The following is a 17,388-nucleotide window of genomic DNA, read 5'->3' as shown; positions in this document are numbered from 1 at the left end:
GTGGTGCACAGGCCGAGCGCGGCCAGCTCCTCACCGACGTACCGGACCTGCTCCGAGTCCCGGTACGCCGTGACTGAACGACCCGTTCAGTGCGCTCAACGCACTGAACGGGTCGTTCAGTGCGTTAGACGCACCAAACGGGACGTTGGCGGGAGAGGGGTGGGGTGCGCGTGCTCCTGGCCGCGGTGGCCGGGGGGCTGGGTGGTCTTCAAGACCGGCGAACGCCCTTGTCGATCATCGTTAACCGCCTCAAACCCTCGATGCGGTCGGGGTTTGCTGTCGTTGGAGACCGTGTGGCCGGGGGTTGGTGGGTCTTGAAGACCAGCGAACCGGTCGGCGTGCGGGACGCGGCTTAGAGTGCGGGGCATGGCTGACGAGCTGGTGCACCTCTCCGTCGAGCGCGGGGTCGCGACGATCACGCTGGACTCCCCGCACAACCGCAACGCGCTGTCGGCTCAGCTGCGCCGCGAGCTGCGCGCGCACCTGACGACCGCGATCGAGGCCTCCGAAGCCCGGGTGATCGTGCTGGACCACACCGGCACGGTGTTCTGCTCGGGCATGGACCTCAAGGAGTCCAAGGGCGCGGGCTCCTCCGACCAGGGCGTCAACGAGTTCCCTGAGCTGCTGCAGCTCATCTGGGAGAGCCCGACCCCCGTGGTGGCCAAGCTCGCGGGCCCGGCGCGCGCGGGCGGGGTCGGCCTCATCGCCGCCGCTGACATCGCGGTCGCGGCCGAGGACGCGAGCTTCGCCTTCACCGAGGTCCGCATCGGCGTGGTGCCCGCCGTGATCTCGGTGACCGTGCTGCCGAGGCTGCTGCCAAGGGCCGCGCACGAGCTGTTCCTGACCGGCGAGAAGTTCGACGCGGTCAGGGCCGCGCAGATCGGGCTGATCAATTCCGCGGTCCCGGCCGACCGGCTGGACGAGGAGGTGCGCCGCTACACCGGCATGCTCGCACTCGGCGCTCCGCAGGCGCTGGCCGCCACCAAGCAGATGCTGCGCAGGCACCCGGTGAGCATGGCCGACGACTTCGCCGCGATGCTGGAGCTCTCCGCCAAGCACTTCGCTGGCGAAGAGGGCCAGGAGGGAATCGCCTCCTTCCTGCAGAAACGCCCCGCCTCCTGGGTGCCCCAGGACTGAGGCGCAGCGCGGGGGCCGACTCGGTCCCCGCGCGCACCCCTGGACAACTTGTTATAGTTGTATGCAAACAAGGGGTGATCTTGATGCAGCAACCGACGACGAACCGCCGCCACATGACGCTCGCCGTTGGCGTCCCGCTCGCCGCGTTCGCACTGCTGGTGCTCGTCCAGTGGCTGTTCACCGACGTGCCGCTGAACGCGGCCGACGTGGGCACACTGGGGTTCAAGCTGGGCCTCGCCGCCGCGTTCGGCGCCTTCGAGGTCTGGGCCTTCCGCGGCACCTCGACCAACTCCCGCTGGGCGCCGAGCTACTCCGCCATCGGCACGGGAGTCGTCGGGAGCGGCTACGCCCTGTACCTCGCGGGCGACCCGCTCCCGTTCTTGGCGAAGCTGGCGGTGGGGTTGGTGGTCGCGATCGCCTTGACAGCACTGGTTGTCCTCATCGGGCGCGAGGTCGAGTTCGACGACGCGGACAGGTCCGCGCGCATCGACCTGGAGCCGGGCGAGGTCGCGACGTGGAGCAGGACCTCCACCATGAAGTGGCCCGCGCTGGCCTTCGTCCTCGTGCCCGGAATCCTGTTCGCGTACCTGGTGTTCTCCAGTCGTGCCTGGTCGGTACTGCCCGCGCTGATCCTGCCCTCCCTCGCGCTCGCGTTCCTGGTGTCCTTCCGGATCAGGGTCGACATCAACGGTTTGTCGGTGTGGCCGACGCTGCTGCGCTGGCCCCGCAAGCGAATCCGGCTGGAGCAGATCGAGTCCGCGACGGTGCGCCGAGCGGGCGACACGTTCGCGATGTACCTGCGCACCGGGGAAACCCTTGTCGTGAAACAGAAAAACGGCACGGAGTACACCATCAGCGTCAACGACGCGCACACCGCGGCCGCACTGCTGAACACGCTCGCCGCACGCGCCGAAGCGAGGTAGGCCAATGCACTCGCCGAAGTTCGCTCGCAGGCTCCTGCTGGCCCTCGCGGCTCCGCTGCTCGCGCTGGGCGCCACGTGGCTGATGTGGTCCGCACTCGCCGACCGACTGCCCGACCGGCTAGCCACGCACTTCGGCCCCAGCGGCGACGCCGACGGGTTCATGGCCAAGGACGGATTCCTGCTGAAGACCGGCCCGCTGATCGGCGTTCTGGGGATCGCGCTCGTCGTCATGGTCGTGGCGATGCGGCGCAACCCGCACGGCCAGCGCTTCGCGGTCACGTGCAGCTTCGCGTTGAGCGCCCTCTTCGGCCTGATGCACATGCAGATCCTGTGGGGCAACGCCGACGCGACCGACGCCTCGACGGTGGTGCTGTCGTGGTGGACCCTGCTGCTGGTGCTGGTCGCCGCCCCGATCGCGGGCGCACTGGGCTACGTGCTGGCCGGGCACGTCCCCGCGCCCGAGCGCACGGAGCCGTTGCCGGAGGACGCCCCGCGCATCCCGCTGGCCGCGACCGAGCGCGCGAGCTGGAGCCAGACGATCACGACGCCGCTGTGCCTGCTCGGCGGCGGAGTGCTGTTCTTCGTCGGCGCGGGCCTCGGCGCCACGCTCGCCTGGCCCGCGATGATCGCGATCCTGCCCGCGCTGCTGCTGTTCCTCTCTGCCTCGGTCAGGGTGATCGTGAACGGCACGGGCATGACGGTGCGGCCGTCGCTGATCAGCTGGCCGCGCAAGCGGATCGCGCTGGTGGAGATCGCGGTCGTGCACGTCAAGAAGATCCGGCCGTTCAGGGACTTCGGCGGCTGGGGCTATCGGTTCAACGGAGCGGCCTCGGGCGTCGTGCTGCGCGCGGGGGATGCGATCGTGGTCGAGCTGACCAACGGCTCGGAGTTCGTCGTCACCGTCGACGACGCGCACACCGCGGCCGCACTGCTGAACTCGCTCGCCGAGCGGGCGAGAACCGGGGACTGACCATGTTGATCAGGATCGACCCGTCCTCCTCCGTGCCGCTCGGCGACCAGGTCGCCGCGTCGGTGCGCGGCGGGATCGCCGACGGCGCGGTCAAGGCGGGCGACCGGCTGCCGCCAGCGCGCGAGCTGGCGGAGTCGCTCGGCATCAACCTGCACACGGTCCTGCGCGGCTACCAGCAACTGCGCGACGAGGGCCTGATCGAGCTGCGGCGCGGACGGGGCGCGGTGGTCGCCGACGGTGCGACCGACCAGCGCGCCGAGCTGATCCGGCTCACCAGGGAACTGGTCACGACCGCGCGGCGGCTGGGCCTGGCCGAGGCGGAAGTGCTGGAGATGGTCCGCGTGGAGCTCAGTTCGCGGTGAGCCGCAGCACGAGCCTCGGGTTGGCCTCCGCCGCGTCCTCCAGCACGTCGCGCACCCGGCCGTAGGCGTCCGGGTCCTCCTCGGCGAGGACGTGGTGGTCGGTCCACACCAGCACGTGGTTTCCGACCGGGAGCCAGGAGAGGTCGACCAGGCAGTCGTAGAGCGCGTCGAGGTTCCGTCCGAAGTAGGACGGGAACGACATGGCTTTGGCGATCGCGTCGATCGCCGTGCTCTTGGAGTTGACGGTAGAGCCGTCGACCACGTGCCTGGTGGTCATTGCCTCACCTCGCTGGAAACAGTCATCGGGACGTGTCGACGACGACAAAGCTCTTGTAGTGGTCGGCGGTGTAGTAGACCTCACCGGTCTGCCCGGTGACCAACCGGCGGGCGCCCCTGGTGCTCTCGCCCGGCGTGACGACGGTGAACTCGCGGTAGTAGCCCTTGGCCTTGCCCGGCAGGACGCCCTCGCGGTTGAAGAAGTCCACGTTGTCGTTCTTCGGGTACTTGTACGGGCCCCCGGCGCGGATCGCGTCCCAGGTGGTCGCGGTCTCCTTCGGCAGCCCGCTCAACGGGCACACCTTCAGCCCGCTGGCCGCGCCCGCGACCTTGGACTGCGACGCCGCGACGCACCCACCACCCGATGCGGGGTCCGAGCCGGAGAACAGGTCCTTGCCCAACCACCCGAGCACGACCAGCGCGACGAGCCCGACCAGAGCGGCGGTGATCCGCCTGCGGGGGCTCATGCGCGGTCCTCCCGCTGGCGGCGGGCGGCGCCCAGCGCGGCGGAGACGCGGTCGACCGAGCGGTCGATGCCGAGCGCGACACCCCAGCAGACCGGCAGCAGCACGGCCATGACGAGGACGAACTGGAACGGGAACCAGAGCCCGACCACCCAGAACTCCACGCCGTCCCACCAGGAGACCAGCCAGTCAAACACGGGGAGAACCATACGCCCAGCACGTGGAGTGATCGGCGTCACGGGCACCATCGGAGCCGCGGCGCTAGGTTTCGACCATGTTCGCCGTGTACGCCGACGCCCCGCACCCCGACGACCCCCTTGCCGGCCTGGTGGTCGGCGAGCGCCCCGAACCGCAGGTCCCGGACGGCTGGGTGGCGGTCACGGTGCGCGCGGCCAGCCTGAACATGCACGACCTGTGGACGCTGCGCGGGGTCGGCATCAAGGCGGAGCGCTTCCCGATGATCCTCGGCTGCGACGCCGCCGGGGTGCTCGCGGACGGCTCCGAGGTGGTGGTGCACTCCGTGATCACCTCGCCCGGGTGGACCGGCGAGGAGACCCTGGACCCCAGGCGCAGCCTGCTCACCGAGGTGCACCAGGGCGCCTTCGCCGAGACCGTGGTGGTGCCGAGGGCCAACGTGCTGCCCAAGCCCGCGTCGATGGGCTTCGCCGACGCCGCCTGCCTGAGCACGGCGTGGCTGACGGCCTACCGGATGCTGTTCGTGAAGTCCGAGCTGCGGCCCGGCCAGACGATGCTCGTGCAGGGCGCATCCGGCGGGGTGGCCACCGCGCTCATCCAGCTCGGGCGCGCGGCCGGGCTGCGGGTGTGGGCGACCGGGCGCAGCGAGGCCAAGCGCGCGCTGGCCGCCGAGCTGGGCGCGCACGCGACCTTCGAGTCCGGGGCGCGGCTGCCGGAGAAGGTGGACGGCGTCTTCGAGACGGTCGGCGAGGCCACCTGGAACCACTCGATGCGCAGCCTCAAGCCCGGCGGCGTGATCGTCTGCTCCGGCTCCACCACCGGCGGCAACCCGCCCGCCGACCTCCAGCGGCTGTTCTTCCTGCAACTGCGCGTCGTGGGCTCGACCATGGGCACCCGCGCCGAGCTGGCCGACCTGATCTCCTTCATGGACGTGGCCGGGCTGCGGCCGAGCATCGGCGCCGAGCTGCCGATGGAGCGGGCGCGGGAGGGCTTCGAGGCGATGCTCGGCGGGGACACCGCCGGCAAGATCGTCTTCACCCGTTGACGGCGGTGTTACCGCGCGGTTGAAACGTCTATGAAGCCCGTTGGGTTTCCGCAGAAACGGCTAGACTCGCGCTGCCCCTCACGGGGTGCACGTCATGAGAAACAAGGGTGCCCGTAACAAAAACCACTGCTGGACCGCATGGGGGCGGTCCGTCGCGTTTCACACGGACACATCCTCGTTCCGGTCCGGCGCGCTGAAGTAATCGAGGAAGTGGGGGCTTCCGCATGATGCGAGTCGGCTACATCACCGGAGACAGACCCGCGGCGTCGTGGATCTACACGCTCAACGGCGATCTCTACGGTCTGAACATCGTCGACGTCTGGTACGACGCGGCAGCGGCTCTGGCACAGTCGCCCCGTTCTGACGTCGACGTCTGGCTCGTCGACCACGACGCGATCGCCGGTCACTGGGAGGCTTTCGACCGGCACCGCGAACGGGACGGCAGGTCCGTCCCCGTCATCGTGGTCTGCGCGAGCGAGGACGACGTGGCCCGCACCCTGCGCCGCAGGGTCAACGCGGTGCTGACCGAGCCCGTAGGGGCCTGGGACGTGCTGTGCGCGGTGTCCGCGGCGGCCAGCGGCGAGTTGTTCATCTCGCCGCGCATGCTGCGCCAGTACAGCCAGGAGATCATCCACCTCCTCTCGCCGAGCAACCAGCGGCCGGAGGAGGAGCTCACCGATCGGGAGACCGAAGTGCTCCGCCTGCTGGCGGAGGGCATGTCGAACTCCAGGATCGCGGCCTACCTGCACATCTCCAGCGCCACCGTGGGCACGCACGTGCTCAGCATCCGGCGCAAGCTGCAGGCGGCCAACCGCACCGAAGCGGTCGTCCAGGCATACCGCATGGGCCTGGTCACCAACCGCTCCGTGCTCGAGCCGAGCGCGATGTAACAACAGCAGGGCGCACGTGTCGGCCCGGCGGCCACCTCGGGGGAGGTCAACCGCCGGGCCTTCGCTCGTTCAGACACCGCCGCGCAGCAGGTCCAGCAGCACCTCGGCGGGTTGGGCGCCCGCGACTCCTCGACGGCCCACCACGAACGTCGGCACCGAGCGCACGCCGATCGCGATCCCCTCCGCCAGCTCCGCCCGCACGGCGTCGGCCGAGCCGGAGAGGTCCACGCCCGGCAGCCCCGCATCGGCCGCCAGAGCCGTCAGCGTGGCCCGGTCACCGAGGTTGGCGCCCTCCACGAAGTAGCCGCGGAAGAGCCGTTCCTGGACCGCGTCCTGCACTCCCGCCTCCGCGGCGAGGGCGAGCACGCGGTGCGCGTCGAGGGTGTTCGCCCGGACCGCGCGGTCGAGGCGGTACGCCAGCCCGACCTCCGCCGCTGTCGCGGTGACCCCGGCCATCATCCGCGCGGCCTGCTCCGCCCCGCCGAACTTCTCCGCCATGGCCTCGTCGAGCGGGCGGCCGTCGCTGCTGGCCTCCGGGTCGAGCTGGAACGGCCGCCAGCGCACGTCGACGTCCTCACCGCCCTCGGCGCGCCAGAGCTCCAGCGCCTGTTCGAGCCGGCGCTTGCCGATGTAGCACCAGGGGCAGACGATGTCGGACCACACCTCAACTCGCATGCCAGCGGCAACGCTCAGCTCTGGGCGACTGTTCCGCCCTGTGCCACGGTCACCAGCTTCTCCGCGCGCTCGGCCCACCGGTCCGGCAGGTGCGGCACGACGGGCGGGATGCGCTCGGCCAGCTCGCGGGCGCCGTGGGTGAAGGCGAACAGCGTCGCCACCGACACGTCGTGGTCCGGGCGGTCCAGCAGTTCGACGGAGTCGCCCGCACTGACCTCCCCGGCCTGCTCCACCGCGAGGTACGGCCCCGGCCGGCCGACCTCGGTGAACTCCTTGATCAGCTTAGGGTGGTCCCAGAAGCCCGCGAACACCACGCAGGGCGAGCGCGGCCCGGTCACCCGCAGCACGGCCCCGCCGACCCGCCACCGCTCCCCGATGATCGCGGCGCTGGCGTCGAAGCCGGACAGCGTCAGGTTCTCCCCCGCGTTGCCGGGGACCAGGTCCTTGCCCAGGCGCTCGGACCAGTACGCCAGGTCCTCCAGCTGGTAGGCGTAAGCCGCCTGGAACCACGCCCCGTGCACCGCGAGGTCGACGACGGTGTCCCCGGCGACGCCCTCGGCGGTGAACATCGTCGGCCCCTCGGTCGGCCGTTTGTCCATCCCGGACTTCTTCTTGCGACCCGTCCACGCGGCGGTGCTGACCACCGCGAGGTTCACTGACTCGACACGCCCCAGCTTCATGTGATGAACGTAGCGCTGTACTTCCCGAGCTGTTCAACTACTTTTCGCGCCTGGATCTGTGATGCGCAACGCTGCGCATGGAGGGAGAAGGCATGACTACAGCAGGCCCCCGGGGAGGTCGGAGTGTGTTCCGACGCAAGCCGGTGGAACAGATCGCCTCGGAGCACGAGGGCGAGCTGTCGCGTTCCCTCGGGCTCTGGCAGCTCACCGCGATCGGCGTCGGCGGCATCATCGGCGCGGGGATCTTCTCCCTCGCCGGGGCCGTCGCGAACAAGACCGCGGGTCCGGCGGTGCTCATCTCGTTCCTGATCGCGGGCGTGGCCAGCGCCGCGGCGGCCTTCGCCTACGCGGAGTTCGCCGGGCTGATCCCCAAGGCGGGTTCGGCATACACCTACGGCTACGCGGTGCTCGGCGAGATCGTCGGCTGGTTCATCGGCTGGGACCTGTTGCTGGAGTACACCGCGATCGTGGCGGTGGTGGCCATCGGCATCTCCGGCTACTTCACGAAGCTGCTGGGCTTCCTGAACATCGACCTGCCGCAGTGGATGCTCGGCGCGCCGGGCACCGAGCCGGAGGGCGTCGCCGCCGGCACGTACTCGGTGAACCTCTTCGCCGTGCTGCTGTGCCTGCTGATCGCGTGGATTCTCACGCTGGGCATGAAGAACGCGGCCCGCTTCGAGACCGCGCTGGTGTGGCTCAAGGTCGGCGTGGTGGTCCTGGTGATCGCGGTCGGCTTCTTCTACATCGACACCGGCAACTACACCGACTTCTTCCCGTTCGGCTTCACCGGAGCGGTGACCGGCGCGGCGACGGTGTTCTTCGCGGTCTTCGGCTACGACGCGATGAGCACGGCGGCCGAGGAGTCCAAGGACTCGCAGAAGCACATGCCCAAGGCGATCATCTACTCGCTGGCCATCTCGATGGTGCTCTACGTGCTGGCCTGTCTGGTGCTCACCGGCATGATCCCGTTCGCCAAGATCGACGGTGAGGCGGCGTTCGCCGACGCCTTCGCGCAGGTCGGCCTCCCGCTGATCGGCACGATCATCGCGGTCGGGGCGATCCTGGGCATCCTGACGGTGATGTTCACCTTCATGATGGGCGTGACCAGGGTCGGGTACTCGATGAGCCGCGACGGGCTGCTGCCCAAGTGGTTCGCCAAGACCCACCCGGTGCGCAAGGTGCCGACCAGGATCACCTGGATCGTCGGTGTCGCCTCGGCGTTCATCGCGGGCTTCCTCAACATCAACGAGGCCGCCGAGCTGACCAACATCGGCATCCTGCTGGCCTTCGTGGTGGTGTGCATCGCCGTCATCGTGCTCCGCTACCGCCAGCCCGACCTGCCGCGCAGCTTCCGCTGCCCCGGCATGCCGGTGGTGCCGCTGATCGGCATCGCGTTCTCGATCTGGCTGATCACCTTCCTGCAGTGGGAGACCTGGCTGCGCTTCGCGGCCTGGTTCGGCATCGGCCTGGTGATCTACTTCGCGTACTCCTACCGCAAGTCCGAGCTCAACAAGTCCACTCAGGACTGATCGCGGTACCGACGGCGAGCCCGGGACAACGCGTCCCGGGCCTCGCCGTCCAGGAGGGCCACCAACTCCGCGGCGGACAGCTCCCGGCCGAGCGAGTAGCCCTGCCCCGCCCACAGCGACATCGCCTCCACGTCCCCGGCCCGGTTCGCCGCGGCCCGCACCGGCTTCGTCAGGTGGTGCAGCTGCGGGTAGGCCGAAGGCGCGTCCGCGTCGTGCTCGGTCATGAAGCGGTTGACCAGCCCGCGCGCGGGGCGGCCGGTGAAGGCCCGGGTGAACTCCGTCGGCCTGTTCCCCTCCGCGAGCACCGCGCGGTAGGCCAACGCGGTCCCGGCTTCCGGACAGCGCAGGAAGGCCGTTCCCAGTTGCGCCGCAACGGCTCCAGCCGTCAACACCGCCGCGACGTCCGCGCCGTGCATCAGGCCGCCGGTGGCGATCACGGGCACGTCCACGGCTTCCAGGACCAAGCGCAGAGCGGTGAGCAACCCGTAGCTCGGCCCACCGTCCGCTGAGCCGTCGTCGGTGAAGAGCCCGCGATGCGCTCCGGCGTCGGCTCCCTGCACGCACAGCGCATCGGCTCCAGCGTCGACCGCGATGCAGGCCTCCGCAGGGGTGGTCACGGTGACGACGACCTGAATCCCGTTGTCCCGCAAGCGCCGCACGGTCGCGGGCTCCGGGCAGCCGAAGGTGAAGGACACCACCGGCACCCGCTCCCGGACGACCAGGTCGAGCTTGGCCGCGTAGTCGTCGTCGTCCCAGCGCGGCTCGTCGAGGGTCACCTCGTACCGCGCGGCGTCGGCGCGCAGCGACTCCCGGTAGGGGCGCAGGTCCGCCTCGCTCTCCGGGCCGGGCACGAAGAGGTTGACGCCAAAGGGATGCGGCCCCAGTTCCCGCGTTCTGGCGATGTGCCCGGCGACTGACTCCGCAGGCAGGTAGCCGGCCGCGAGGAAGCCGAGGCCGCCCGCCGAACCGACCGCTGTGACCAGCTCCGGAGTGGACACCCAGCCCGCCATGGGCGCCGCGATGACCGGCACGCGCAAGTCCGCCAACATCCTTCGGACCCTAGACTCCGGTCACCGCCCCGGGTGGGCGAATGCCGCGCACGCCACAGCTACTGGCCGCGCCACCACCTGGCCAGCGCGTGCCGCCAGCCCTGGGGCGGCGGAGCCTGCGGCGGCGGGGGCTGCGGCACGGAACTGGGCGTCAGGCGAGCCCACGACGGGACGGAGACCGTGCCCGCGGAGTCAGCGCGCACCGGCGTGAATTTGACCGGCAGCGCGGTCAGCGACCGGAAGAACGGGCTCGGTCGCCACGTCAGGTCCTCCGTGGGCACCGCGAGGCGCAGGTCGGGCAGCCGGTCCAGCAGCTTCTCGATCGCGATCGAGGCGATCAGCCGCGCGGTCCCCTGCACGGGGCAGGCATGCGGTCCGGCTCCCCACGACAGGTGCGCCCGGTTGCCCGCGCGGTGTCCACCGTGGACGGTCGGGTCGGTGTTCGCGGCGGCGTAGCCGATCAGCACCGGCTGGTCGGCGGGCAGCATCGCCCCGCCCACGTTCACCTGGTGCGTGGGGAAGGTGACCGAGAGGTTGGTCATCGGCGGATCGGTCCACAGCACCTCGTCGAGGGCGTCCTCGATCTGCATGCTGCCCCCGGCCAGGTCACCGGCGAAGCGGTCGTCGGAGAGCAGCAGCCGCAGCGCGTTCGAGGTCAGGTTCGCCTGGTGCTGGGTCACCGCGCCCAGGATGATGAACAGCTGGTGCAGCATCTCGTCGTCGGACAGCCGCGCCGGGTGCTGCATCATCCACGAGGTCACGTCCTGGCCGGGCTCGCGCCGCTTCAGCGCCACCAGCTCGGTCAGCGCGCGCGTCAGGTCGACGTTGGCCTGCTCGGCCTCGACCACGTCCACCACCCGGCTCATCCCGCTGACCAGCCGGTCGCCCAGCTCGGTCGAGCAGCCGTGCAGGTAGTTGAACACCCACAGCGGCAGCGCGAGCGCGTAGTCGGCGAGCAGGTTCACCTCGCCCTTGGCGGCGAAGCGGCCGATCAGCATCTCGGCGGTGGCCTCGACGTGCGCCCTGATCATGTTCGGGTCGACCCTGGCGTAGGCGTCGCTGATCACCCGGCGCAGCCGCGCGTGCGCGTCGCCGTCGCTCATCAGGCAGGTCGGCCGGTAGCCCATGACCGGCAGCACCGGGGAGTCCGGCGGCATCGTGGCCTGCCACCGCCTGCCGTCCCTGATGAACGTGCCGGGGCTGCGCAGCACCTCCAGTGCCGCGTCGTAGCCCAGCACGAGCGTGGCGTTCACCCCCGGCGCCAGCTCGACCGGCGCGGTCTGGCCCCGCTCGCGCAGGCGCTCGTAGACCGCGTTCGGGTCGGCGGTGAACTCCGGCCCGTACAGCGGCTCCCGGTCCCCGGAGAAGGGGCAGCCCGGCCGGTCCTGGGTGTCGTCGGGGGAATGAGAGCTCACGCGCGCACTCCTGATCTCCTGCGATGCCTGCTGGGATCTGCTGTTCGGCCCGGGGTCACTGCCCGCGCCACCACCGGATGATCGCGTGCCGCCAGCGCTGCCCGACCGCGGTGGGCAGCGGGGCCGCGTGCCGTGCCGGTGCGCGGACGGCGGGCAGCTGGGTGGTCTCCGGCGCCGTCTCGACCGGGCGCACAGCGGTGAAGGTGACCGGCAGCCCGGACAGCGCGCGCAGGAACGGCGACTCCCGCCACGGCAGGTCCTCGACCGGGACGCCGAGCGCCAGGTCGGGCAACCGGTCCAGCAGCTTCTCGATCGCGATCGAGGCGACCATCCGCGCCTGCCCCTGCACCGGGCACGCGTGCGGACCGGCGCCCCACGCCAGGTGCGCGCGGTTGCCGGAGCGGTGCTCCTCGCCGAACTCCGGATCGGTGTTCGCCGCCGCGTAGCTGATCACCACGGGCTGGTGCGCGGGCAGCCGCCGCCCGGCCAGCAGCACCTCGCGCTCCGGGTAGCTGGCGGAGAGGTTGGCCACCGGCGGATCGGTCCACAGCACCTCGTCGAGCGCGTCCTCGATCCGCATGCTGCCCCCGGCCACGTACCCGGCGAAGCGGTGGTCGGAGAGCAGCAGCCGCAGCGCGTTGGCGATCAGGTTCGCCTCGGGCTCGGTTCCCGCGCCCAGCATCAGGAACAGCTGGTGCAGGATCTCCTCGTCGGTCAGCGCGGCGGGGTGCGCCATCATCCAGGACGCCATGTCCTGCGCGGGTTCGGCCCGCTTGAGCGCGATCAGCTCCAGCAGCGCGGTGGTCAGCCGCTCGTTCGCCTGCTCCGGATCGCGCATGTCCACGATGTCGCGCATGCCGGTGACCATGCGCTCGCCGACGTCCTTGGGGCAGCCGTGCAGGAAGGTGAACACCCACAGCGGCAGCGCCACGGCGTACTCGGTGAGCAGGTCGGCCGAACCGCGCTGGGCGAACTGGTTGATCAGCATGTCCGCGGTGGCCTCGACGTGCGCGCGGACCTTGTTCGGGTCCACCCGCGCCACGCTGTCGGTGATCACCCCGCGGAAGCGCGCGTGCTCGGAGCCGTCGGTCATCAGGCAGTTCGGCCGGTAGGACATCACCGGCAGCACCGGGCAGTCCTCCGGCACCGTCTCCGCCCAGCGGCGGCCGTCCCTGGGGAAGTCGCCGGGATTGCGCAGCACCTCCAGTGCGGCCTCGTAGCCGACCACCAGCGTGGCGGGCACCCCCGGCGCCAGCTCGACCGGCGCGATCTGCCCGTTGGCCCGCAACCGCTCGTAGACGCGGGCCGGGTTCGCGGTGAACTCCGGTCCGTACAACGGCGTCCGGTGCCCGGTGACGGGGCAGCCGCCCGTGCCGAGGTCGTTGCCTGCGGGTGCTGAGTTCACGCGTACTCCCGTACCGGACGACGGAGGAGGTGTTCCACGAGCGCGATCAGTGCGTGGGTCGACGACACCCGGTCGCGGGCGTCGCAGGTGACGAGCGGGGTCTCCGGGAGCAGGTCGAGCGCCTCGCGCAGCTCGTGCTCCGGAAACTTCGGCGCGTCGTCGAAGTCGTTGACCGCGACCGCGTAGGGCAGCCCCAGCTCCTCCAGCAGGCCCATGATGTCGAAGGAGGCGTCGAGCCTGCGGGTGTCGGCCAGCACCAGCGCGCCGAGGGCCCCGGTGGCGATGTCCTTCCACAGCTGCTTGAAGCGGTGCTGGCCGGGCGCGCCGAACAGGTAGAGCACCAGCTGGTCGTTCAGCGTGAGCCTGCCGAAGTCCATGGCCACGGTCGTGGTGCTCTTGCCCCTGGCGCCGGTGAGGTCGTCGACGTGCTCGCCCGCCTGCGTCATCGTCTCCTCGGTCCGCAGCGGGCGGATCTCGGAGAGGGTGCCGACGAAGGTGGTCTTGCCGACCGCGAAGTGCCCGACGACGAGCAGCTTCACCGAGGTGCGCACGGTGTTGCGGACGTAGATCCCGCCGGACGAGCTGCCCTCAGACGAGCGCGCGAAGGCCATCGAGCACATCCTTGAGCAGCTTGAGGTCGGGACCGCCGCGCGCCGGGGACTCGGAGGTGACGGCGAGGTGCCCGCTGTCGACGAGGTCGGACAGCAGCACCTTGGTGACGCTGACCGGCAGACCGAGGTGCGCGGCGGCCTCGGCGACCGAGAGCGCGCCGCCGCTGCACAGCTGCATGGCGCGGCGCTTCTCCGGGCTCAGCCCGGCGAGCTGGTCCTTGACCACCGACACCAGGGTGACCAGGTCGAAGGTGTTGCGGGTCGGGTGAGCGCGGCCGCCGGTCACCACGTGCGGCCGCACCAACGCCCGTTCCCGGCGGTCCGGGGTCATGCCCGGCTACCGATGCCCTGTCGCGGAGGGCTTGTCAGCTCCTTGCCGAGCCGCTGCACCAGCTCCTGCAACCGGAAGGACACGGCCTCCATGTCGACCCGGTCGGTGGCCGAGACCGCAAGGTAGGCGCCCGGTCCCGCCGCGACGAGGAAGACGTAGCCGCCCGCGAACTCGTTGACCGTCTGCTGCCAGCCGCTGATCTCGCCGCCGCAGAACTCCGCGGTGCTGCGGGCCAGCGCCTGCAGGCCCGACATGGCCGCGGCGTGCCGGTCGGCGTCGTCCCTGCTGATCGTCTGCGAGTGGGCCATCAGCAGCCCGTCGGCGGAGAGCAGGATCGCGTGCAGTGTCTCCGGCATCTGCAACGCGTTGTCGAGCATCCAGCCCAGCTTGTTGTTCGTCGGTTCGGTCATTCCTGGGGGCTCCCCTCAGCGACGGGCGGCACGGCACGCCCGGAACGGGTACCGCGCTGCCAGGCTCCCAGTCCGGACGTGGTCCTGGACGCCGGGCGGATCGGCAACGGTGTTGTCTGGGCCGCGACCTCGGGCGGGGCCTCGCGGCGGCGGCGCTTGGGCAGCCCGCCAGCGGTGCGCTCCTGCTCCTGCTCGGTGCCGGGCTCCTCCTGGCGGCCGTGGCGGGGCGAGCTGGGGTGCGGCAGCACGGTGGCGTGGGTCTCGCGCGCCTCGGGGCGCTTCACCACGGGCTCCGGCAGCGGAACCCTGGTCAGCAGCGCGGTCGGCAGGAAGATCACCGCGCGCACGCCGCCGTAGGGCGAACGGGTGTCGACGGAGACGGAGAAGCCGTAGCGCGCGGCGAGCAGGCCGATCACCGCGAAGCCGACCTGGGGCGGGTCGCCGAGGCGGTTGATGTCCTGGCCCGCGCGGCCGGAGAGCTGCTCGGCGGCGTGCCGCAGCTCGTCGTTGTTCATGCCGACGCCCGCGTCGTCGATGACGATCGCCAGGCCGTTGTGCGCCTGCTGGAAGTTGACCTGCACCGAGGCGATCGGCGGCGAGTGCCGCGCGCCGTTGTCCAGCAGTTCGGCGACGGTGAGCACGACCGGCTCGACCGCGCGGCTGACCACGGCGACGTCGACCTGGGTGGAGACCTGGACGCGGAGGTAGTCGCGGATGCGCGAGGTGGCGCCGCGGACCACGTCGCTGATCGAGGAGGCGGAGCGCTGCTGGCCCGGCCACGACCCGCAGAGCACGGCCGTGGCCTGCGCGCGCCGACCGAGCTGGGAGTTCATGTGGTCGATGGTCATCAGGCCGCCGAGCACGGTGGGGTTGTCGTGCTCCTCCTGCATCGCCGAGATCGCCAGCTGCTGCTCGTTGGCGAGGCTCTGCACCGCGCGCATCATCGCCTTGACGGCGGTGCGCGCCGACTGCTCGCCCCGGTCCTTGGCCTGGCGCATGGACTCGGCGAACAGCTCCAGCACCACCTGGTGCGCTCCGGCGACCGCGGGGTGCAGCGGGCCGGGCACCTCCTCCTGCCGGTGGTCGGCCGTCGCCGCCAGCGCGGGCAGGCGGGTGGAGACGAGGTGCGCCTCCTCCTCGACCCGGGCGCGGGCCGTGGCCTCCAGCTCGGTGTTGCGCACGCGCAAGCGGTTGGCGATGCCGTGCTGGCGGGCCAGCAGGACGACCACGACGAGCCCGAACGCCACCGCGACCCATAACGCGGCCGCAAGTACTTCTTGCCCCATCAGATCCTCACGGGTCGACAGCGACTCAGGACAACGACTCAGACAACAGCACCGCAAAGCGCACGGAGGCAGTGGATCGCCAGTGAGACCGCGTGTTTTCGGGTGATCACCGGTCGGCCTACCCTATCGGGTGCATCTCCAAGATCATCAACAGTCGATTCGCCGCACAATGCGGTGAATCCGCCCCCACGCTGCGACGTCGGCGTTTCCCGGCGCAGCACGCGGGCGATCTTCGAATACTTCTCGCCTTTCCGGCTGGGCGAAATGGTGCCAATTCACGCAGGTGGACTGGCGGGAAATCACCCGAAATCATGACGGTCCACCCGGTTCAGCGAAGCCGCTCCCCGGACCCGCCCGAATCAGCGCGATCCCCCTTCCCACTAGGCCGTTCGCGTGATCGTTTGGGCAATCACGGGCGCCGGGGCAACCCAACGCGGCTCCTCGCCGTCTCCCACGCAAGGCACACCCTCCACCCTGTTCGCAGCGTTTGCATGCACGCGCGCGGAGGTCCGGGGACGGCCTTCATCCACTACGACGGCGGCGACCGGACTGTCGGGGGCCGGCCGCCGCCGTCACTCTCGGCGCGCCCCACACCATGACCGGGGGGTCTGACAAAAACGGCCGGGAGGAGACTGGTCGGACCGCACGTCACCAGATCGTGCGACCCGCTCCCCCGGAGGCACCGTGACCGAACCCTCGTTCACCCTGGACACCGCGATCGCGCTCGCCACCCGCGCCCACGAAGGGCAGCTCGACAAGGCCGGGCAGCCCTACATCAAGCACCCGCTGCGGGTGATGGACAACGTCGAGGGCACCGCGCACCGGATGGCCGCCGTGCTGCACGACGTCATCGAGGACACCCCCTTCACCGCCGACGACCTGCGCGCGGCGGGCTGCCCCGAGGGCGTGGTCACCGCCGTCATCGCGCTGAGCCACCTGCCGGGCGAGCCGATGGCCGACTACCTCGCCCGCGCCGCCGCCGACCCGATCGCCCTCGTGGTCAAGCGCGCCGACATCGCCGACAACAGCGGGCCGCTCCGGCTGAACCAGCTCGACGAGCCGACCCGGGAGCGCCTGCGGCTCAAGTACGCCGCCGCGCTGCGACTGCTCGCCGAGTACGAGGCCGCGAACTCCGCCTGACGGGTTCGCCGAGTGGACCTGTTCGGCGCGGCCGGGCACGGCGCATCCTCGCCGCATGTTCATGTGGAGGAGCGTGCGCCCCTCGGTCCCGGCAAGGGTCCTCGGCGCCACCAGCTTCGGCGCGATCGCGCTGGTCATCGCGTTCCTGTTGTGGGACAACGAGGTCCCGACCGCCGTTGTGCTGCTGCCGTGCGCCGTCCTCGCGCTGCGCCACGGCCGCCGCGGCGTCTACGTCAGCGACCGCGGTGTGCGCGTGCGCCGCGTCCTGAGCACGCGGACGCTGCGCTGGGCGGAGCTGCACGCCGTCACCAGCAGGCCGGACGGGCTCCGCGCGCTGCGCACCCGTCGCACCGTCCTGTGGTTGGAACCGTTGCGCGGCAACCCTTTCCCCACGCCCATCCGCTACCGGCCGCACTCCGACCGCACCACCTACGACCGCGCGGTGGCCCTGCTCGACACCCGGGCCTGAAAGCAAACCGCCCCCGCCCCAGCCGGGGTCGAGGGCGGTTCTCCTTGCGGCAGAACTACTTCTTGGACTTCTTGTCGCCCGCCTCATCGGTGGACAGCGCAGCCACGAACGCCTCCTGCGGCACCT

21 protein-coding genes are annotated in these 17,388 nt (G+C 70.9%); 9 read left to right on the top strand and 12 right to left on the bottom strand.

Translation table 11 applies throughout. From position 1 onward, the window contains the following. Positions 1–366 precede the first annotated feature (366 nt). The 4 genes from CCN37_RS27060 to CCN37_RS27045 all read left to right on the top strand — a co-directional run bounded on the left by CCN37_RS27060 (position 367) and on the right by CCN37_RS27045 (position 3,392). Positions 367–1,137 (top strand): enoyl-CoA hydratase-related protein, encoded by a 771-nt coding sequence (locus CCN37_RS27060; protein WP_086826094.1) that lies wholly within the window; start codon positions 367–369, stop codon positions 1,135–1,137. Between the two features lie 83 nt (positions 1,138–1,220). Continuing rightward, the gene (locus CCN37_RS27055) at positions 1,221–2,060 is read left to right on the top strand and encodes a hypothetical protein (RefSeq protein WP_143261834.1); all 840 of its coding nucleotides are present in this window, start codon (positions 1,221–1,223) and stop codon (positions 2,058–2,060) included. A gap of 4 nt (positions 2,061–2,064) precedes the next feature. Continuing rightward, positions 2,065–3,030: a DUF1648 domain-containing protein gene (locus CCN37_RS27050; RefSeq protein ID WP_086826090.1), complete on the top strand. Its 966-nt coding sequence runs from the start codon at positions 2,065–2,067 to the stop codon at positions 3,028–3,030. A gap of 2 nt (positions 3,031–3,032) precedes the next feature. Continuing rightward, entirely contained in the window at positions 3,033–3,392 is a 360-nt protein-coding gene (locus CCN37_RS27045) for a GntR family transcriptional regulator (protein WP_086826088.1), read from the top strand. Here CCN37_RS27045 and CCN37_RS27040 read toward each other — a convergent pair. From CCN37_RS27040 to CCN37_RS27030, 3 genes are read right to left on the bottom strand one after another with little or no spacing between them, the layout of a single operon-like run. Beyond that, a complete protein-coding gene (locus CCN37_RS27040) occupies positions 3,379–3,669 on the bottom strand; it encodes a barstar family protein (RefSeq protein WP_086826086.1) in 291 nt (96 codons plus the stop codon). The two genes, CCN37_RS27045 and CCN37_RS27040, sit on opposite strands and share 14 nt — an antisense overlap. 22 nt (positions 3,670–3,691) lie before the next feature. Further along, positions 3,692–4,135 carry a ribonuclease domain-containing protein gene (locus tag CCN37_RS27035; protein ID WP_086826084.1) on the bottom strand — a complete coding sequence of 148 codons (444 nt, stop codon included), beginning with the start codon at positions 4,133–4,135 and terminating at the stop codon, positions 3,692–3,694. Then, a complete protein-coding gene (locus CCN37_RS27030) occupies positions 4,132–4,329 on the bottom strand; it encodes a hypothetical protein (RefSeq protein ID WP_086826109.1) in 198 nt (65 codons plus the stop codon). The genes CCN37_RS27035 and CCN37_RS27030 overlap by 4 nt, the downstream gene beginning before the upstream one ends. 77 nt (positions 4,330–4,406) lie before the next feature. On the opposite strand from CCN37_RS27030, the gene CCN37_RS27025 reads away from it, so the two are divergent. Continuing rightward, entirely contained in the window at positions 4,407–5,372 is a 966-nt protein-coding gene (locus tag CCN37_RS27025) for a zinc-binding dehydrogenase (protein ID WP_086826083.1), read from the top strand. Between the two features lie 224 nt (positions 5,373–5,596). After that, on the top strand, positions 5,597–6,262 hold the full coding sequence (locus tag CCN37_RS27020) for a response regulator transcription factor (protein ID WP_086826080.1): 666 nt from the start codon (positions 5,597–5,599) through the stop codon (positions 6,260–6,262). A gap of 69 nt (positions 6,263–6,331) precedes the next feature. On the opposite strand, the gene CCN37_RS27015 is transcribed toward CCN37_RS27020, so the two are convergent. After that, the gene (locus CCN37_RS27015; RefSeq protein ID WP_086826078.1) at positions 6,332–6,937 is read right to left on the bottom strand and encodes a DsbA family oxidoreductase; all 606 of its coding nucleotides are present in this window, start codon (positions 6,935–6,937) and stop codon (positions 6,332–6,334) included. Positions 6,938–6,951: 14 nt separating this feature from the next. Further along, complete coding sequence (locus CCN37_RS27010; protein WP_086826075.1) at positions 6,952–7,617, bottom strand: MOSC domain-containing protein; 666 nt, start codon at positions 7,615–7,617, stop codon at positions 6,952–6,954. 92 nt (positions 7,618–7,709) lie between these two features. On the opposite strand from CCN37_RS27010, the gene CCN37_RS27005 reads away from it, so the two are divergent. Next, on the top strand, positions 7,710–9,146 hold the full coding sequence (locus CCN37_RS27005; RefSeq protein ID WP_086826073.1) for an amino acid permease: 1,437 nt from the start codon (positions 7,710–7,712) through the stop codon (positions 9,144–9,146). On the opposite strand, the gene CCN37_RS27000 is transcribed toward CCN37_RS27005, so the two are convergent. Genes CCN37_RS27000 through CCN37_RS26970 form a run of 7 tightly spaced genes read right to left on the bottom strand, consistent with a single transcriptional unit; the run spans position 9,137 to position 15,653 of the window. Further along, on the bottom strand, positions 9,137–10,195 hold the full coding sequence (locus CCN37_RS27000; RefSeq protein ID WP_086826071.1) for a nitronate monooxygenase family protein: 1,059 nt from the start codon (positions 10,193–10,195) through the stop codon (positions 9,137–9,139). The genes CCN37_RS27005 and CCN37_RS27000 overlap by 10 nt on opposite strands. 59 nt (positions 10,196–10,254) lie before the next feature. Continuing rightward, on the bottom strand, positions 10,255–11,610 hold the full coding sequence (locus CCN37_RS26995; protein ID WP_246843344.1) for a cytochrome P450: 1,356 nt from the start codon (positions 11,608–11,610) through the stop codon (positions 10,255–10,257). Between the two features lie 55 nt (positions 11,611–11,665). Next, positions 11,666–13,015: a cytochrome P450 gene (locus CCN37_RS26990; protein WP_246843343.1), complete on the bottom strand. Its 1,350-nt coding sequence runs from the start codon at positions 13,013–13,015 to the stop codon at positions 11,666–11,668. Next, positions 13,012–13,626, bottom strand: coding sequence for an ATP/GTP-binding protein (locus tag CCN37_RS26985; RefSeq protein ID WP_086826069.1), 615 nt, complete (start codon positions 13,624–13,626; stop codon positions 13,012–13,014). The genes CCN37_RS26990 and CCN37_RS26985 overlap by 4 nt, the downstream gene beginning before the upstream one ends. Beyond that, positions 13,604–13,957, bottom strand: a complete 354-nt coding sequence (locus CCN37_RS26980; RefSeq protein WP_086826068.1) for a DUF742 domain-containing protein — start codon at positions 13,955–13,957, stop codon at positions 13,604–13,606. The genes CCN37_RS26985 and CCN37_RS26980 overlap by 23 nt, the downstream gene beginning before the upstream one ends. Continuing rightward, positions 13,954–14,367 (bottom strand): roadblock/LC7 domain-containing protein, encoded by a 414-nt coding sequence (locus tag CCN37_RS26975; protein ID WP_086826067.1) that lies wholly within the window; start codon positions 14,365–14,367, stop codon positions 13,954–13,956. The genes CCN37_RS26980 and CCN37_RS26975 overlap by 4 nt, the downstream gene beginning before the upstream one ends. Next, positions 14,364–15,653: an ATP-binding protein gene (locus CCN37_RS26970; protein ID WP_086826066.1), complete on the bottom strand. Its 1,290-nt coding sequence runs from the start codon at positions 15,651–15,653 to the stop codon at positions 14,364–14,366. Before CCN37_RS26970 ends, CCN37_RS26975 begins: the two co-directional genes overlap by 4 nt. A 684-nt stretch (positions 15,654–16,337) precedes the next feature. Here CCN37_RS26970 and CCN37_RS26965 point away from each other — a divergent pair. Next, complete coding sequence (locus CCN37_RS26965) at positions 16,338–16,793, top strand: HD domain-containing protein (protein WP_210408220.1); 456 nt, start codon at positions 16,338–16,340, stop codon at positions 16,791–16,793. A 55-nt stretch (positions 16,794–16,848) separates the two neighbouring features. Next, entirely contained in the window at positions 16,849–17,262 is a 414-nt protein-coding gene (locus CCN37_RS26960) for a hypothetical protein (RefSeq protein WP_143261833.1), read from the top strand. The last annotated feature ends 126 nt before the right edge of the window (positions 17,263–17,388 follow it).

Source organism: Allokutzneria sp. NRRL B-24872, assembly GCF_002155965.1.
GTDB lineage: Bacteria > Actinomycetota > Actinomycetes > Mycobacteriales > Pseudonocardiaceae > Allokutzneria.
This window is presented reverse-complemented; position numbering and strand designations above follow the sequence as displayed.

Excerpts from the sequence above, each read along its gene's own strand:
- CCN37_RS27060 (WP_086826094.1), top strand. The coding sequence starts at position 367 with ATGGCTGACGAGCTGGTGCACCTCTCCGTCGAGCGCGGGGTCGCGACG.
- CCN37_RS27055 (WP_143261834.1), top strand. The coding sequence starts at position 1,221 with ATGCAGCAACCGACGACGAACCGCCGCCACATGACGCTCGCCGTTGGC.
- CCN37_RS27050 (WP_086826090.1), top strand. The coding sequence starts at position 2,065 with ATGCACTCGCCGAAGTTCGCTCGCAGGCTCCTGCTGGCCCTCGCGGCT.
- CCN37_RS27045 (WP_086826088.1), top strand. The coding sequence starts at position 3,033 with ATGTTGATCAGGATCGACCCGTCCTCCTCCGTGCCGCTCGGCGACCAG.
- CCN37_RS27040 (WP_086826086.1), bottom strand. The coding sequence starts at position 3,669 with ATGACCACCAGGCACGTGGTCGACGGCTCTACCGTCAACTCCAAGAGC.
- CCN37_RS27035 (WP_086826084.1), bottom strand. The coding sequence starts at position 4,135 with ATGAGCCCCCGCAGGCGGATCACCGCCGCTCTGGTCGGGCTCGTCGCG.
- CCN37_RS27025 (WP_086826083.1), top strand. The coding sequence starts at position 4,407 with ATGTTCGCCGTGTACGCCGACGCCCCGCACCCCGACGACCCCCTTGCC.
- CCN37_RS27020 (WP_086826080.1), top strand. The coding sequence starts at position 5,597 with ATGATGCGAGTCGGCTACATCACCGGAGACAGACCCGCGGCGTCGTGG.
- CCN37_RS27015 (WP_086826078.1), bottom strand. The coding sequence starts at position 6,937 with ATGCGAGTTGAGGTGTGGTCCGACATCGTCTGCCCCTGGTGCTACATC.
- CCN37_RS27010 (WP_086826075.1), bottom strand. The coding sequence starts at position 7,617 with ATGAAGCTGGGGCGTGTCGAGTCAGTGAACCTCGCGGTGGTCAGCACC.
- CCN37_RS27005 (WP_086826073.1), top strand. The coding sequence starts at position 7,710 with ATGACTACAGCAGGCCCCCGGGGAGGTCGGAGTGTGTTCCGACGCAAG.
- CCN37_RS27000 (WP_086826071.1), bottom strand. The coding sequence starts at position 10,195 with ATGTTGGCGGACTTGCGCGTGCCGGTCATCGCGGCGCCCATGGCGGGC.
- CCN37_RS26985 (WP_086826069.1), bottom strand. The coding sequence starts at position 13,626 with ATGGCCTTCGCGCGCTCGTCTGAGGGCAGCTCGTCCGGCGGGATCTAC.
- CCN37_RS26980 (WP_086826068.1), bottom strand. The coding sequence starts at position 13,957 with ATGACCCCGGACCGCCGGGAACGGGCGTTGGTGCGGCCGCACGTGGTG.
- CCN37_RS26975 (WP_086826067.1), bottom strand. The coding sequence starts at position 14,367 with ATGACCGAACCGACGAACAACAAGCTGGGCTGGATGCTCGACAACGCG.
- CCN37_RS26970 (WP_086826066.1), bottom strand. The coding sequence starts at position 15,653 with ATGGGGCAAGAAGTACTTGCGGCCGCGTTATGGGTCGCGGTGGCGTTC.
- CCN37_RS26960 (WP_143261833.1), top strand. The coding sequence starts at position 16,849 with ATGTTCATGTGGAGGAGCGTGCGCCCCTCGGTCCCGGCAAGGGTCCTC.